This is a genomic window from Streptomyces sp. CNP082 (genome assembly GCF_059570535.1).
Genome location: NZ_JCANSZ010000027.1, coordinates 85,680 through 101,078 on the forward strand (window position 1 = coordinate 85,680; position 15,399 = coordinate 101,078).

The following is a 15,399-nucleotide window of genomic DNA, read 5'->3' on the forward strand; positions in this document are numbered from 1 at the left end:
CGGGCGTCACCGGGACGGCAGCCGCCGGCACCCCTCCGCGCGGCCGATGCCGGCGGCCTTGGCGAGGTGGGGCCGTGTCCAGGTCGTACGGCACCGGTTCGCGTCGCTCCCACTCGTCGGCCGGCAGGCGCAGCGCCCGCCAGCCCGCGCCCTCACCCGCCGTCCGTGAGGACCCGGCGCCCGTCGGGGCGGCGGTGGGTGCGGCCCCTCTCGTCGAGGGTTTCCAGCAGCGGGATCGCGACGCGGCGGCTGACGGCCAGGGCGCGGGCGGCCTCGCCGACCGTGAACGGCTGGGGTGCTCCCGCTAGTTCGCGGACGGCACGGTCCACCGACCCGGCGGGGAGGCAGACCGCGCCCACGCGCTCCAGTGCGCCGCGGCGCACCAGCAGCGTCAACGCCTCGGCGCTGAGGCCCAGTTCGTCCAGCCGCCGCCGGGTGGGTGCCTGGAAGGGGGCGGACCGCAGGTCGTCGAGCAGGCCTTCCAGCCCGGCGGCGACCGCAGCGGGGAGCCGGTCCGCTTCGTGTGCGCGATACAGCCTGCCGTCACGCAGGACCAGTTCTCCGCTTGATACGGCGGCCAGGACGTCCCAGGCGGTGTCCGGCGGCAGCGCGAGGAGGTGACCGGCACGGGCGACCGGCAGTCCCGGGTCTGCGGGGTGGGTCTCGGCGTGTTCCCGCACCGCCGCGGCCAGGGTGGCGCCCAGCCGTTCGGCGTGCCCCGGGTCGAGCAGCCAGCGTTCGCCGCCCGCGTCGACGGCGTAGCCCTGCGCGGTGAGCCGGGCGCGTTCGTCCAGGCCGACGGCGGCCAGGCGAACGGCGGGGTCGGTCGGCTCGGCGATGCCGGCGAGCCGGCGTGCGCGGTCGGCGGCGGCTCCCCGGCCGGTCAGCGGGGGCGGCTCCGGGTCGAGCACCGTTGCGCCGGCCAGCAGCCGGGATCCGGGGTCGCGCAGCAGCAGCCGGTCGCCGGCGTGGAGCGGCAGCGGAGTGCGCAGGGTGAGGCGGGCGGCGCCCCGGCCCAGGGGCCGCAGCCGCGCGCTGGTGGCGGCGGTGCCGCAGTGGACCAGAGGTTCGGCCGGCAGGCGGGGAGGGTCGCCGCCGTCGGCCGTCCGGCCCGCCGGTTCGTAACGGACGTCCACGCGGTCCGTGGTCCACCAGCGCCCGGGGGTGAGCAGCGCGTTGCCCCGTGCGGCCTGGTCGGCGCCGATCCGGCGGAGGTTCACGGCGACGCGGGCGGGGCCGGTCACCCGGTCAACGGCGCGGCCGAGGCTCTGGAGGGCGCGCACTTGGACGGTGCGGCCGGCGGGGGCGAGGTGCAGGGTGTCGCCCTCGGCGAGGGTTCCGGCGGTGAGCGTTCCGGTGACGACGGTGCCGGCTCCCGCCACGGTGAACGCCCGGTCCAGCCACAGTCGTACGGGGGCCGCCGGATCCGGCGGCGGCTGCGCGGCGGCCAGCGCGTCGAGTTCCCGTACGAGCAGGTCGAGCCCTTCCCCGGTGCGGGCGCTGACGGCGACGGCCGGCGCGCCGGCGAGGCCGGTGCCCGAGGTGCGTTCCGCCGCCTCGGCGAGGGCCGGCGCGGGGTCGGCGAGGTCCGCGCGGGTGACGGCCAGCAGCCCGGTGCGTATGCCGAACGCGTCGAGCGCGGCGAGGTGTTCCGCGGTCTGCTGGCGCCAGCCCTCCTCGGCGGAGACCACCAGCAGCACGGCGGGCGCGGTGGCGATCCCGGCGAAGGTGGTGGCCAGATAGCGGTGGTGGCCGGGCACGTCGACGAAGGCGAGGGTGCGCCCGCCGGGCGCGGTGGTCCAGGCGAAGCCTAGGTCGAGGGTGAGGCCGCGCCGCCGCTCCTCGGCGAGCCGGTCGGGGTCCGTGCCGGTGAGGGCGCGTACCAGCGTCGACTTGCCGTGGTCGACATGGCCGGCCGTCGCGATCACCAGGCCGGGGGTCGCCCTCACGCCTCCTCCGGCGTCGCGGTCACCGCGGCGAGAACGGCGGCGAGCAGTCCGGCGTCGTCCTCCTCGGGAACGGTCCGCAGGTCGAGCAGCAGCCGGTCGCCGTGGACGCGGCCGACGACGGCCGGGGCACCGGCGCGCAGCGGCCCGGCGAGGGCGGGGGGCAGCGCGACGGCGGCGCTCGGCAGGGTGATGCCGGGCGCTCCGCCGCCACCGACCCGGGCCTGGCTGGGCACCGCCTCGGCGGCGACGCCCCGTTCGGCGAGCCCGGTCGCCAACACCTCGGCGCGGGCGGCGAGTTCGGCTGCGTGGACCGCCAGGGCCCGCGCCACCGGGGGCTGGGGGCCGAGGAGGGTGGCCTCCAGGGCGGCGAGGGTGAGTTTGCCGACGCGCAGCGCGCGGGCCAGCGGGTGGGTGCGGAGCCGTTCGACGAGGTCGCGCCGGCCGAGCAGCAGGCCCGCCTGGGGGCCGCCGAGCAGCTTGTCCGCGCTGGCGGTGACCAGGTCGGCGCCCTGGCCGAGGGAGGTCGCGGCGTCGGGCTCGTCCGGCAGCGCGGGGTGTGGCCGCAGCAGCCCGGAACCGATGTCGTGGACCACCGGTACGCCCAGCGCGGCGAGTTGGCCGACCGGAACGGAGGAGACGAAGCCGGTGGTCAGGAAGTTGGAGGGGTGCACCTTGAGCACGAGGCCGGTGCCGGGGCCGACAGCGCGCGCGTAGTCGTCGAGGTGGGTGCGGTTGGTGGTGCCGACCTCGACCAGCCGGGCGCCGGTGCTCTCCATCAGTTCGGGGAGGCGGAACCCGTCGCCGATCTCGACCAGTTCGCCCCGGCTGATGAGGATCTCGCGCCCCCCGGCGAGGGCGGTGGCGGCCAGCACCAGCGCGGCGGCGTTGTTGTTGACCAGATGGACGGCCTCCGCGTTCGGGACGGCCTCGGCGAGGGCCACGGACGTCGAGTTCGACCTGAGCGACGGGCGCCGCGGCCGGCGGGGGAGGGCCGCGCTGGCCGTGCACGGTGCTCGGGCCGCAGCCGGGGGAGCAGTCGTGCTCCGAGGCGTAGGAGGGACACGCGCCCTCCCAGATGTCGTAGCCGTCCGCGTACGCCTCCCTGGCCGCCCCGAAGACGCCGAGGGCGGCGAAGCCCGCGACCGTCGCCGACTGGAGCAAGGTGCGCCGCCGGGGTGGGGGGCTGGGGCGACCAGGTCGCCCAACGCGTCGGCAGAGCCGAGCGGCTCGCTGCGCACGACGCGCGGCTGCGGCATCGAACGGCGCTGCCACGACGGCTACTTCAACTCCGGCTCCGGCTGGGTGCGTTCCATCTGCCGCTGGACCACCGACTGCGGCTGCGAGGGCGCCGTCACCTGGCCCACGCTGCAGGACGGCTCGCGCGGCCCGGACGTGGCCGCGGCCCAGCACCTCCTGGGCCACCACCGGTTCGCCACCGAGCCGGACGGGATCTTCGGCCCCGACACCGAGGCCGCGGTCACCGGCTTCCAGGAGTCCATGGACCTGCGGCCGACCGGCACGGTCAACGCCACCACCTGGACGCACCTGGTGGTCACCGTCCGGCAGGGCGACTCCGGCGACGCCGTCGACGCCGCGCAGGTCCAACTCGTCAAACACGGCTACCCGCTGACGGTGGACGGCGTGTTCGGACCGCTCACGGCGGACGCGACCAGGGAGTTCCAGAGCGGCGCCGGACTGAGCGTCGACGGCATCATCGGCCAGCAGACCTGGCGGGCCCTCGTCGGCGGGGCGTGACGTGCCCCGGGTCGGCACGGGCCCGGCCCGGCCGGCGTGGCGCGGCCGGCTGACCGACCCGGCGGTGCCGATGCTCGTCCTCAGCGGCGGTGCGGCGGCGGCCAGTTGGTACGGTCCCCTGCTCACCTGGACGATCCTCGGCGGCCTGGCCGGCTACTCGCTCTCCGGCTCCGTTTGAACGCGGAACAGCGCGCACGCGCTTGCCTCGCCAGGTTGGCGGGCCGTTCACCGACAGACCACCGTGCTCGGGGTCTTCTCCACCGGGCTGCTGCTCGGCGCCCTGCTGTCGGCCACGGTGCTGTGGCTTGCCTCGGGGCTGGTCGCACCGGTCGCCGCGCACTGGCGCGCGGGGGCGACGGCCGCCCTCGGGCTGCTCGCCGTCGCGCGCGACGCGGGGGTGCTGCGCCTGCGGCTGCCGCAGAACGCGCGGCAGGTCCCGCAGGACGTGCTGCAGCGCCATCTGGCCCGCGGCGCACTGCAGTTCGGGTTCGAGATGGGCACCGGGGTGCGGACCTACGTGTCGGCGAGCCTGCCGTACGCCCTCGCCCTGGGAGTGCTGCTGGCCAACGACGCGGGCGTGGCGCTGCTGGCCGGCCTCGGCTTCGCGCTGGGCCGCGCGGCCACCCCGGTCCTGCGGTTCGCCTCCGGCACCGGCGAGGAGTGGGACGACCGGCTGCTGACCCGCCTGACCCTCCTCAAACCCGGTGCCGCGGCGGTCGCGACGGCGGCCTGGTCGGTGCTGGCCCTGCGGGGGTAGGAACCGCCGGCGGACCGGCGCGCCGTACGTCACCACCGGCCCTGCTCGACCACACAGACACGAGTTCACATACAGGAACACCGATCCCCATACTGACAAGCCGGAGGCTCTTTGGTAGGACGGGTTCATGTCAATGAAGAGACGGTCATTCATGGGTGCGGTCGCGGCGGGCGCGGCTCTGGGACCGGCCGCGGGCGGGGTCGCGGGAGCGCTGGACCGGAAGGGCGCACCCGTCGGCCCCGCCGCGCCACCGGAGGACGGCTCCGCCATGTGGCTGCGGTACGTACCCGTCGGCGACCCGCACCTGCTCAGGCAGTACCGGCGGCAGGTGACCGCCGTCGTCGTGGAGAACGCCGACCGGAACCCGTCGTACCGCCACACACAGGACCTGAGCATGGCTCCGGGATCGACCGAGCGGCTGATGACGTCCACCCTCGGGGCGGCCAGGGAAGAGCTGGTACGGGGCCTGAGCGGGCTGCTGGACCGCCCGGTGCCGGCGCTCCCGCAGCCGGGGGACGCCCTGCCCGACGGCGCCGTCGTCGTGGGGACCCCGGAGAGTTCGCGGGCCGTGCGCCGGTTCCTGCGGGACGGCGAGCTGGAGCGCGTGGGCCGGGACGGCTTCCTCGTCAGGCCGGTCTCCCAGGGGCGGCAGGCGTTCACCCTCATCGCGGGCACCACCGAGGTCGGCGCCCTGTACGGCGCGTTCGCGTTCCTGCGGCGTATCCAGACGCACAAGCCGGTCACGGAACTGGCGGTCACCGAGACCCCGAGGGTCACCAACCGCCACCTGAACTACTGGGACACCGAGCGCCTCTACGCAGGCAACGACGAGCCGGGAACGGGCGGGCTGAACGGCGAGAACGGTGCGGTCTTCAACTTCGCCGCCACCGGCGCCAGCGCCGCGCTGAACCTGCCGGTCGTCCTCGACCGCTACCTCGTGGCGGCGCGGGCGATGGCTTCCGTCGGCATCAACGGGATCACCATCAACAACGTCAACGCCGACAACTCCTACCTCACTCCCGAGTACATCGCCCAGGAGGCCGCGCTGGCCGACGCGCTGCGCCCGTACGGGATCAGGCTCGCCCTCTCCATCCGGTACGCGGCACCCCTGGACGGCCGCTTCGCGCCGGACACGCTCACCGAGGAGCAGATGGCGCCCACCGACACCGCCTTCCGGGACTGGTGGACCCGGAGAGCCCGGCGGATCCAGGAATCCATACCGGACTTCGCCGGTTTCACCGTCAAAGCCAACTCCGAGGGCCAGCCGGGCCCGCAGGACTTCGGCTACGACCACGGGGACGGCGCCAACGGCATGGCGACCGCCGTAGCACCGCTCGGCCTGAAGATCTACTGGCGGACCTTCGTCTACAACCCCGACGTCGACACCGACCGGCTCAAGCGCGCCTACCTGGAGTTCGGCCACATCGACGACGAGCCCCAGCCCGACGGAACCACCGGCCGCTTCCTGGACAACGTGTTCCTCCAGACCAAGAACGGCCCCCTGGACTTCCAGGCCAGGGAGCCCGTCCACCCGATGTTCGGCCGGATGGAGAACACCAACCAGGCCATCGAACTCCAGATCACCCAGGAGTACACCGGCCAGAACCGGATGCTCTGCTTCCTTGCGCCCATGTGGGAGGAGATCCTCAAGACCGACACCCACGCCACGGACGCGCAGGGCCGGCCCCTGGACAGGCGCCTGGTCGGCCACGTCGTGGACGGAACGGCCCAGGGCCACTCGGACACCGCCGTCGTCGGCGTGGCCAACCTCGGCAACGCGGACAACCTGACCGGGCACCACTTCTCCCAGGCGAACCTGTACGCCTTCGGCCGCCAGTCCTGGGACTGGACCGCCGACTCCGGGGACATCGCCGCGGACTGGGTGAGGATGACCTGGAGCAACAGCCCGAAGGTCGTCGACGCGATCGTCTCCATGATGATGGGCTCCTGGGAGGCGCTGGTGAGCTACCAGACTCCGCTCGGGATCGGGCATCAGTTCACCGCCGACGTCCACTACGGCCCCGGCCCCTCGGAATCGCACCTCCCGCGGGAGGACTGGAACCCCGTCTACTACAACAAGGCGGACAGCGTCGGCCTCGGCTACGACCGCTCCCCCACCGGAAGCGACTTCACCGCCCAGTACCACCCCGCCCTCGAAGCGGCGTACGGAGACATCGGCACCGTCCCCGAGAACCTCATGATGTGGTTCCATCACGTGCCCTGGGACCGTCCTATGAGCACCGGCAGGATCTTCTGGGACGAACTCGTCCACCACTACTACTCCGGCGTCCGTTATGTCAGCGGCATGCGCCGCACCTGGGACTCCCTGGAACCCGATATCGACGCCCGCCGCTTCGCCGAGGTCAGGGCCAAGCTGGCGCTCCACGAGACGGACGCGGCCGACTGGCGGGACACCTGCGTGAGCTACTGGCAGCAGTTCAGCGGCAGGGACATCCGCGAACGGGCCTGAACCGCACCCGCCTGCGGCCCCGGCCGCGCCCGCCGCGCCCGCCGCGCGAATGGTGCGCAGCCGCTCCTGCGTCCAGGGCCGCGGGGCGGGGGCGGGGTCAGTCCGCGGCGAAGGAGTGGACCGTGGTGGAGCGGTAGGTGTCGCCCGGGCGGAGGACCGTGCTGGGGAACGACGGCTGGTTCGGGGAGTCGGGGAAGTGCTGGGTCTCCAGGCAGAAGCCGTCGCCCTGACGGTAGACCCGGCCCGAGGTCCCCGCGAAGGACCCGTCGAGGAAGTTGCCGGTGTAGAACTGCACGCCGGGTTCGGTCGTCCTGATGGTCATCGTGCGGCCCGAGGAGGGCTCCCTGACCGTGGCCGCCCGCTCCGGGGCGCGGGTGATGCCCTTGTCCAGGACGAAGTTGTGGTCGATGCCCTTGGCGTACAGCAGTTGCCCGTGGTCGTCGCGCAGGTCCGCGCCGACCGCCTTCGGCCGGCGGAAGTCGAAGGGGGTGCGCGCGACCGGGGCCAGTTCGCCGGTGGGGATCAGACCTTGGTCGACAGGGGTGTAGCGGGATGCGGCGATCCCCAGTTCGTGGCCGTAGACGTCGCCGCTGCCCTCGCCCGCGAGGTTGAAGTACACGTGGCTGGTGAGGTTCACGACCGTCGGCGCGGAGGTGGTGGCGGCGTAGTCGATCCGCCAGTCGCCGTCAGCGGTGAGGGTGTAGTCGACCCGGGTGGCCAGCGCTCCGGGGTAGCCCATCTCGCCGTCGCCGCTGACATAGCGCAGGGTCAGTCCCGTGCCCGCCGCGGAGGTGAACGGCTCGACGTCCCAGACCCGCTTGTCGAAGCCCTTGTCGCCGCCGTGCAGGCTGTGGTCCCCGTCGTTGAGCGGTAACCGGTAGGTCCGGCCGTCGAGGGTGAATCGGCCGCTGTCGATGCGGTTGCCGTAGCGGCCGATGAGCGCGCCGAAGTACGGGCTGAGGGCGACGTAGTCGTCGAGGTCGTCGAAGCCCAGCGACACGTTCGCGTACCCGCCGCGGCGGTCGGGCAGTTCCAGGGACTGCACGATGCCGCCGTAGGACAGCACCCGCATCCGGGTGCCGCCGTTGGCGAGCGTCCAGCGGTCCACGCGGGTGCCGTCGGCCAGCCGGCCGAACGGCTCACGGAAGGGCCGGCTCGGCGGGCCGGCGGTGTCCGCCGCCGCGGGGGCGGCGAGCCCGGCGGCGGCCAGGCCGCCGGCCGTGGCGGCCAGCACGGAGCGTCTGCTCGTGGTCGGGGTCATGGCCAACTCCTCATCAGCGAAAGTCCGTGATCGGGTCATACGAGTCGCGGGCCACAACCCCGCGGTTCCCGCAGCAGGACGGCACCGGGTGGCTCAGCCATCGGGGTTCCTCTTCTCCCAGTCCTCTGCCCACAGGTCGAAGTGCGCCCGCTGCTGGGGGAACTCCGCCGCCGCGTCGGTGTCCAGCTCCACCCCCAGGCCCGGTTCCTCGGAGCGGGTGAAGTAGCCGTCGACCACCTCGGGTGCGCCCTTGACGACCTTCTTGATCTCCGCGTCGGCGAAGTCGTTGAAGTGCTCCAGGACCTTGAAGTTCGGGGTGCAGAAGCCGACTTGCAGGGAGGCCGCGGTCAGCACCGGGCCCCCGACGTTGTGCGGCGCGAGCAGCACGTAGTGGGTCTCGGCGGTGGCGGCGAGCTTGCGCGTCTCCAGGATGCCGCCGACGTGCCCCACGTCCGGCTGCACGATGTCCGCGGCCTGGCTCTCGAACAGCTCACGGAACTCGATCCGGTCGTGGATCCGCTCCCCGGTCGCCACCGGCACGTCCACCCGCGCGGCCACCTTCGCCAGCGCCTTCAGGTTCTCCGGCGGCACCGGCTCCTCCAGCCACGCCGGCCGGAACGGCGCCATCTCCCGGGCCAGCCGCACCGCCGTGGCCGGCGAGAAGCGGCCGTGCATCTCCAGCATCAGCTCCGTGTCGTCGCCGACGGCGTCGCGCACCGCCTCGATGAGCGAGACCGCGTAGCGGGACTCCGCGTGGTCCAGCTCGAAGCGGCCCGCGCCGAACGGGTCGATCTTCAGCGCCCGGTAGCCGCGCCCGACTACGCCGCGGGCGGCCTCGTGGTACGCCTCGGGCGTGCGCTCGGTGGTGTACCAGCCGTTGGCGTACGCCTTGACCCGGTCGGTCACCGCGCCGCCCAGAAGCTGCCACACCGGCACGCCGAGCGCCTTGCCCTTGATGTCCCAGCAGGCGGTTTCCACGCACGCGATCCCCGACATCACGATCTCGCCAGCCCGGCCGAAGTCGCCGTACTTCATCCGGCGGACCAGATCCTCGACGGCGAACGGGTCGGAGCCCGCGATGTGGTTCACCTCGGCCTCGCGGAGATAACCCACCAGGGCGTCGGTGCGGCCCAGCATCCGGGTCTCGCCGACCCCGGTGAGGCCCTCGTCGGTGTGCACCTGAACATAGGTCAGGTTCCGCCAGGGGGTGCCGACGACATGCGTGCTGATTCCGCTGATGCGCACGGCTGGTGACTCCTTCACCCTGTTCGATATTTCGTCACGCGTTCGAAATGCAGGCGAGACAGTAAGGAGGGATGCGGCGGCTGTCAACGGTCAGCGCACGACTGGCTCGCAAACCGCGGCCGAACGGCGTCACCCGCACGGCGACTCTTGACAGGTTCCCATCAGCACCCACACGATGACCGGAAGTTCTCGCGAATCTCCGCCACAAACTGGGAGCGCTCCCAACAGCCATGCTCCCGTGCGCCACTCGTGCTCGGAGTGCGGCAGCCCGACATCGTCGCACCGCCATGCCGCGAGCTCAGGACGAAAGCCTCGCGGCGTTCCCCTTCATGAATGAGGTTCACCGATGCGCAAACTCATGCGCGCGGCGGTCGCAGCACTCCTCGCTCTGCCGCTGTTCCTGGCGTCGTCACCAGCCGCGCAGGCGGCGCCCACCCCGCTCGCCATGACCAGCGGCTTCTACGTCGACCCGGATTCCAGCCCCGCGGTCTGGTCGGCCGCCAACCCCGGAGACGGCCGGGCCTCCGCGATCCGCAGCTCCATCGCCGGTACCCCCATGGCCCGTTGGTTCGGTTCCTGGAGCGGTGACATCGGCTCCGCCGTCAGCTCCTACACCGGTGCGGCCCAGGCCGCCGACAAGCTGCCGATCCTCGTCGCCTACCACATGTACGGCCGTGACGCCTGCGGCGGGCACTCGGGCGGTGGAGCAGCCTCGCCGTCCGAGTACGCCGGGTGGATAGACGCCTTCGCCCGCGGTATCGGCAGCCGTCCCGCCGTCGTCGTACTGGAGCCCGACGCCCTCGGCGACTACAACTGCATGTCCCAGGAGCAGATCAACGAGCGGCAGGCCATGCTCACCAACGCGCTCTCGCAGTTCCGGTCCGCGGCACCGAACGCCTGGGTCTATCTCGACGCGGGCAACCCCGGCTGGGTCGACGCCTCGACCATGGCCGAACGTCTTCACGCCTCCGGACTCAGCCTCGCCAGGGGCTTTTCCCTCAACGTCTCGAACTACTTCACCACCTCGGAGAACGTGTCCTACGCCGGCAGTGTGAACCAGGCACTGGGCCAGCGCCACGGCTACAGCAAGCCGTTCGTCGTGGACACCAGCCGCAACGGCAACGGCTCGAACGGCGAGTGGTGCAACCCCGGCGGACGCAAGATCGGCACACCCACCCAGGAGGGCGGCGGCGCCGAGATGCTCCTGTGGATCAAGACCCCGGGAGAGTCCGACGGCGACTGCGGTGTCGGACAGGGCTCCACCGCCGGGCAGTTCCTGCCGGAGGTCGCGTACAAGATGATCTACGGCTACTGACACCGGGCGCTGCCTCACAGTCTGTGCACGGCCCGCACACCCGGGCCGACTCCCTCTGCTCACCAACGGACGGCCGCAAGGAACCACCCGCCCCGCGTACGAGCGAGTCCCGCGGGGCGGGCGCGGCGAAAGGAGCGGCAATGCTCACCCGATCACGAAGGCGACTGGCCCGCCTGCTCGCGGTGACGGCCGCGGTGCTGACACTGTCCGCCACGGCACCCCACCAGCCGGTGGCCCGAGCCGCTCCCGGCAGCCCGGCCGTCACTCCGCCGCTGGGCTGGAACAGTTGGAACAGCTTCGGCTGCGGCGTCACCGAGGACATGGTCCGCCAGGCGGCGGACGCCATGGTCAGCTCGGGCATGCGGGACGCGGGCTACGAGTACGTGGTGGTCGACGACTGCTGGTTCGACCCGCAACGTGACGCCCAGGGCAACCTGCGCGCCCACCCGGCGAAGTTCCCCAGCGGGATGAAGGCGCTGGGCGACTACATCCACAGCCGCGGCCTGAAGTTCGGCCTCTACCAGGTGCCCACGGAGCGCACCTGTGCGCAGCGCGTCGGCACGTTCCCCGGCTCGACCGGCAGTATGGGGCACGAGGTGCAGGACGCCGGCACCTTCGCCTCCTGGGGCGTGGACTACCTCAAGTACGACTGGTGCTCGCCCGACGGCACGCGCGACGAGCAGGTGGCCCGGTTCTCCCTGATGCGTGACGCGCTACGGGACACGGGCAGGCCCATCGTCTACAGCATCAACCCCAACAGCTTCCACGCGATCACCGGCTCCACGTACAACTGGGGCGAGGTCGCCGACCTGTGGCGCACCACCGAGGACCTGCTCGACATCTGGCAGAACGGCAACGTCAACAGCTACCCGATGGGCGTCGGCAACGTCGTCGACGTCAACGCCCCGCTCGCCGCCCAGGCGGGCCCGGGTCACTGGAACGACCCGGACATGCTGGTCGTGGGACGGCCGGGGCTCACGCTTGCCGAGTCCCGCTCGCACTTCACCCTGTGGGCGCTGATGGCCGCGCCGCTGATGGCGGGCAACGACATCCGCACCATGTCCGCCGATGTCAGCGCGGTACTGCGCAACCAGCGGCTGCTGGCGGTGAACCAGGACCCCCTGGGTGCCGGCGGGCGACGGGTGCGCGACGACGGCACCACCGAGGTGTTCGCCAAGCCGCTGGCCGACGGCTCGGTCGCCGTCGGACTGTTCAACCGCGGTGAGGGCACCTCCACGGTCAGCACCACGGCCGCCCAGATCGGCCTGACCGGCGGGCCGTTCACCCTGACCGACCTGTGGACCGGCGCCACGTCGAGTACGAGCGGTCAGATCACCGCGAGCGTACCGGCGCACGGCGTGACGGCGTTCCGGGTCACCGGCGGCACGCCGCTCGCCGCCGAGACCTCCCGGATCCGCGGCAGCGGTTCCGGCCGCTGCCTGGATGTGGAGAACTCCGCCACCTCCGCCGGTGCGGGCGTCGTGATCTGGGACTGCCACACCGCCGCCAACCAGCTCTGGACGACGTGGGCGGGCGGAGAGATCCGCGTCTTCGGCGACAAGTGCCTGGACGCCGAGGACCAGGGGACCGCCAACGGCACACCGGTGATCACCTGGTCCTGCAACGGCCAGGACAACCAGAAGTGGACCCTCACCGCCGACGGTGAGATCCGCAACGTGCACGCCGGACTGTGCCTGGACGTGAGCGGCGCGGCCACCGCGAACGGTTCGCGACTGGTCCTGTGGGCCTGCAACGGCCAGTCCAGCCAGCGGTGGACCCGCACCTGACCCCCGTACGACCGAGGAGGCCGACCCCCCATGCCCGACCCACTGCGCCCCTGGAGCCGCCGGAACGTGCTCACGGCCGCCACCGGCGTGACCGCAGCGACCGCGCTCCCCCTCGCGCACACCGCACATGCCCGGCCGGCCGCGGCTTCCGCCGCCGCGGACGCCCCACTGGCGACGTACACGAACCCCGTCCTGTGGCAGGACTTCGCGGACATCGACATCATCCGCGTCGGCGACACCTACTACTACTCCGCCTCGACGATGCACTACTCACCTGGCGCGCCCATCCTGCGCTCCTACGACCTGGTCAACTGGGAGTTCGCCGGCCACTCGGTGCCGGTGCTGGACTTCGGGAGCAAGTACGACCTGACCGGCGGCCGGGGCTACGTCCGCGGCATCTGGGCGTCCTCCCTGGGCTACCGCCCGGGCAACGGCACCTTCTACTGGCTGGGCCAGATCGACTTCGCTCGCACCTACCTCTACACCGCCGCGTCCGTCGCAGGGGCCTGGACCAGACACGCCTCGCTCGGCGAGGTCTACTACGACGCGGGGCTGCTGTTCGACGACGACGACACCCCGTACGTGGCGTACGGCAACACCGCCATCCACGTCGCCCAGCTCTCCCCGGACGCGCGCACCCAGGTCCGCTCCCAGCAGGTGTTCAGCACCCCGTCGAGCGTCGGCACCCTGGAGGGAGCCCGCTTCTACAAGATCAACGGAAACTACTACATCTTCCTGACCCGCCCGGCCAACGGCCAGTACATCCTGAAGTCCGCCGCCGGCCCCTTCGGCCCGTACGAGATGCGCCAGGTGCTCCTCGACCTGCGCGGACCGATCGCCGGCGGCGGAGTGCCGCACCAGGGCGGCCTGGTGAGCACCCCGGACGGACAGTGGCACTACATGGCCTTCGTCGACGCATACCCCGGCGGCCGGGTCCCGGCGCTCGCCCCGATCACCTGGACCGGGGACGGCTGGCCCGTGCTGCAACTCGTGGACGGTGCCTGGGGACAGTCCTACACCGCACCGCTGCCCCTGCGCCCCGTCGCGCCGATGACAGGCACGGACACCTTCGAGGGCACTCGGCTCGGCCCGCAGTGGGAGTGGAACCACAACCCCGACACCGGCAGGTTCTCCGTCGGCAACGGGCTGACCCTGCACACCGCTTCGGTGACCGCCGACCTCTACAGCGCCCGCAACACACTCACCCACCGCATCCAGGGGCCCACCTCCACCGCCACCATCGAACTCGACTGCTCCCAGATGGCCGACGGCGACCGGACGGGTCTCGCCATGCTGCGTGACTCCTCCGCCTGGATCGGCCTCAAGCGCGACGGGGGCACGACGCGCGTGGTGATGGTCGACGGCCTGACCATGGACGGCAACTGGAACACCACCGGTACCGGCACCGAGCGGGCGAGCACGGGCTTCACGGGCAGCCGGATCTGGCTGCGCGCCCGCGCCGACATCCGGCCCGGGAGCGGGCGGCAGGCCCAGTTCTCGTACAGCACGGACGGCACCGGCTTCAGCCAGCTCGGCCCCGCCTTCACGCTCAACAACGCCTGGCAGTTCTTCATGGGCTACCGCTACGCCGTCTTCAATCACGCGACCAGAGCGCTCGGAGGAAGCGTGCGGGTGACGCGATTCGAGTTGGCTATCCCGTGACGCGGGCTCTGCACGGTGTCAACAGTTTCCGTTACCGCACCACAAATTTCGAACCACCCTCCAACTGCGAGAATGAGATGTCCACTTGCCACACGCGGACGCAGACAGGAGCCTTCTAGATCAAGAGGGTTCGAAAGTTTCGACTCCCTCACGCAAGGCGAGTTGACGTCACCCACAGGTTCTCTATCATCCCCGGTTGCCCGACACATCGATCGGCGTTCGGTATTACGAGCGAATCGACCTCACTCGGATGCATACCCACACTGCAGCGCCACCGCCGGGGTCGAACCCGAACCGCTCACTCATGGCTGAGGAGGCCCCATGCGCAGACGAAGTTCCCGCCGCAGACATCCGTTCGTGGTACTCGCCTCAGCGGTTGCGGTCCTGATCGCGTTAGCGCCGGCGCTCGTTGCCGGCCCGGCTCAGGCGGCAAGCAGCGGCGCCTTGCGCAGCGCCGCGTCCGACCGGTGTCTCGACGTGTCCGACGCCAGCCAGGCCGACGGCACGTACCTGCAGATCTGGGACTGCTGGGACGGGGCCAACCAGCAGTGGACGTACACGGACAGCAACCAGCTGACCGTATACGGAAACAAGTGCCTGGACGTTCCCGGCCATGCCACCACGGCCGGTACCCGGGTACAGATCTGGTCCTGCAGCGGCGGTGCGAACCAGCAGTGGCGGGTGAACTCCGACGGCACGATCGTCGGCGTGGAGTCCGGGCTGTGTCTGGACGTCGAAGGCGGCGCCACGGCCAACGGCACGGCGGTGGTGCTCTGGACGTGCAACGGCGGCAGCAACCAGAAGTGGTCCGGCCTGTCCGGAACGCCGGGCGACCAGTGTGCGCTTCCGTCGTCCTACCGGTGGTCGTCTTCGGGTGTGCTGGCGCAGCCGGCGCACGGGTGGGTGTCGCTGAAGGACTTCACCGCCGTGAAGCACAACGGCCAGCATCTCATCTACGGCACGAAGGTGGAGGGGTCGTCGTACGGCTCGATGGCCTTCAGCCCCTTCACCGACTGGNCGGACATGGCATCAGCCGGCCAGAACGAGATGAACCAGGCCACCGTCGCACCCACACTCTTCTACTTCGCACCCAAGAACATCTGGGTACTGGCCTACCAGTGGGGCCAGTGGCCCTTCATCTACCGCACCTCAAACGACCCCGCCAACCCCAACGGCTGGTCCTCACCACAACCCCTGT

12 protein-coding genes are annotated in these 15,399 nt (G+C 71.8%); 8 read left to right on the forward strand and 4 right to left on the reverse strand.

Annotated elements, in window-relative coordinates; translation table 11 throughout:
• Positions 1 to 152: 152 nt before the first annotated feature.
• Together selB and selA are read right to left on the reverse strand one after the other, a co-directional pair.
• Positions 153 to 1,949 (reverse strand): selenocysteine-specific translation elongation factor, encoded by a 1,797-nt coding sequence (gene selB / locus B124_RS21525; protein WP_496504536.1) that lies wholly within the window; start codon positions 1,947 to 1,949, stop codon positions 153 to 155.
• The gene (gene selA / locus B124_RS21530; RefSeq protein ID WP_496504537.1) at positions 1,946 to 3,205 is read right to left on the reverse strand and encodes an L-seryl-tRNA(Sec) selenium transferase; all 1,260 of its coding nucleotides are present in this window, start codon (positions 3,203 to 3,205) and stop codon (positions 1,946 to 1,948) included. The genes selB and selA overlap by 4 nt, the downstream gene beginning before the upstream one ends.
• A 136-nt stretch (positions 3,206 to 3,341) precedes the next feature.
• On the opposite strand from selA, the gene B124_RS21535 reads away from it, so the two are divergent.
• The 4 genes from B124_RS21535 (at position 3,342) to B124_RS21550 (ending at position 6,931) form a co-directional block, all read left to right on the forward strand.
• A complete protein-coding gene (locus tag B124_RS21535) occupies positions 3,342 to 3,704 on the forward strand; it encodes a peptidoglycan-binding domain-containing protein (protein WP_496504550.1) in 363 nt (120 codons plus the stop codon).
• Position 3,705: 1 nt separating this feature from the next.
• Entirely contained in the window at positions 3,706 to 3,882 is a 177-nt protein-coding gene (locus tag B124_RS21540) for a hypothetical protein (protein ID WP_496504538.1), read from the forward strand.
• 63 nt (positions 3,883 to 3,945) lie between these two features.
• A complete protein-coding gene (locus tag B124_RS21545) occupies positions 3,946 to 4,461 on the forward strand; it encodes a hypothetical protein (protein WP_496504539.1) in 516 nt (171 codons plus the stop codon).
• A 127-nt stretch (positions 4,462 to 4,588) separates the two neighbouring features.
• Positions 4,589 to 6,931, forward strand: coding sequence for an alpha-glucuronidase family glycosyl hydrolase (locus B124_RS21550; protein WP_496504540.1), 2,343 nt, complete (start codon positions 4,589 to 4,591; stop codon positions 6,929 to 6,931).
• A gap of 97 nt (positions 6,932 to 7,028) precedes the next feature.
• Here the strand turns inward: B124_RS21550 and B124_RS21555 are convergent, their stop codons facing one another.
• Positions 7,029 to 8,192, reverse strand: a complete 1,164-nt coding sequence (locus B124_RS21555; RefSeq protein WP_496504541.1) for an aldose epimerase family protein — start codon at positions 8,190 to 8,192, stop codon at positions 7,029 to 7,031.
• Positions 8,193 to 8,285: 93 nt separating this feature from the next.
• Entirely contained in the window at positions 8,286 to 9,437 is a 1,152-nt protein-coding gene (locus B124_RS21560) for a mandelate racemase/muconate lactonizing enzyme family protein (RefSeq protein ID WP_496504542.1), read from the reverse strand.
• A 346-nt stretch (positions 9,438 to 9,783) separates the two neighbouring features.
• Here B124_RS21560 and B124_RS21565 point away from each other — a divergent pair, with 346 nt between their 5' ends.
• The 4 genes from B124_RS21565 to B124_RS21580 all read left to right on the forward strand — a co-directional run.
• Complete coding sequence (locus tag B124_RS21565; protein WP_496504543.1) at positions 9,784 to 10,752, forward strand: glycoside hydrolase family 6 protein; 969 nt, start codon at positions 9,784 to 9,786, stop codon at positions 10,750 to 10,752.
• 140 nt (positions 10,753 to 10,892) lie between these two features.
• Entirely contained in the window at positions 10,893 to 12,539 is a 1,647-nt protein-coding gene (locus B124_RS21570) for a glycoside hydrolase family 27 protein (RefSeq protein ID WP_496504544.1), read from the forward strand.
• Between the two features lie 30 nt (positions 12,540 to 12,569).
• Complete coding sequence (locus B124_RS21575; RefSeq protein ID WP_496504545.1) at positions 12,570 to 14,201, forward strand: glycoside hydrolase family 43 protein; 1,632 nt, start codon at positions 12,570 to 12,572, stop codon at positions 14,199 to 14,201.
• Between the two features lie 321 nt (positions 14,202 to 14,522).
• Positions 14,523 to 15,399, forward strand: an 877-nt coding sequence (locus B124_RS21580) for a non-reducing end alpha-L-arabinofuranosidase family hydrolase (RefSeq protein WP_496504546.1), incomplete at its 3' end; no start/stop codon positions are given.

Bases quoted from the DNA above. Each gene is read 5' to 3' on its own strand.
- B124_RS21565 (WP_496504543.1), top strand. From the start codon at position 9,784: ATGCGCAAACTCATGCGCGCGGCGGTCGCAGCACTCCTCGCTCTGCCG.
- B124_RS21550 (WP_496504540.1), top strand. From the start codon at position 4,589: ATGTCAATGAAGAGACGGTCATTCATGGGTGCGGTCGCGGCGGGCGCG.
- B124_RS21555 (WP_496504541.1), bottom strand. From the start codon at position 8,192: ATGACCCCGACCACGAGCAGACGCTCCGTGCTGGCCGCCACGGCCGGC.
- B124_RS21570 (WP_496504544.1), top strand. From the start codon at position 10,893: ATGCTCACCCGATCACGAAGGCGACTGGCCCGCCTGCTCGCGGTGACG.
- B124_RS21575 (WP_496504545.1), top strand. From the start codon at position 12,570: ATGCCCGACCCACTGCGCCCCTGGAGCCGCCGGAACGTGCTCACGGCC.
- selA (WP_496504537.1), bottom strand. From the start codon at position 3,205: ATGCCGCAGCCGCGCGTCGTGCGCAGCGAGCCGCTCGGCTCTGCCGAC.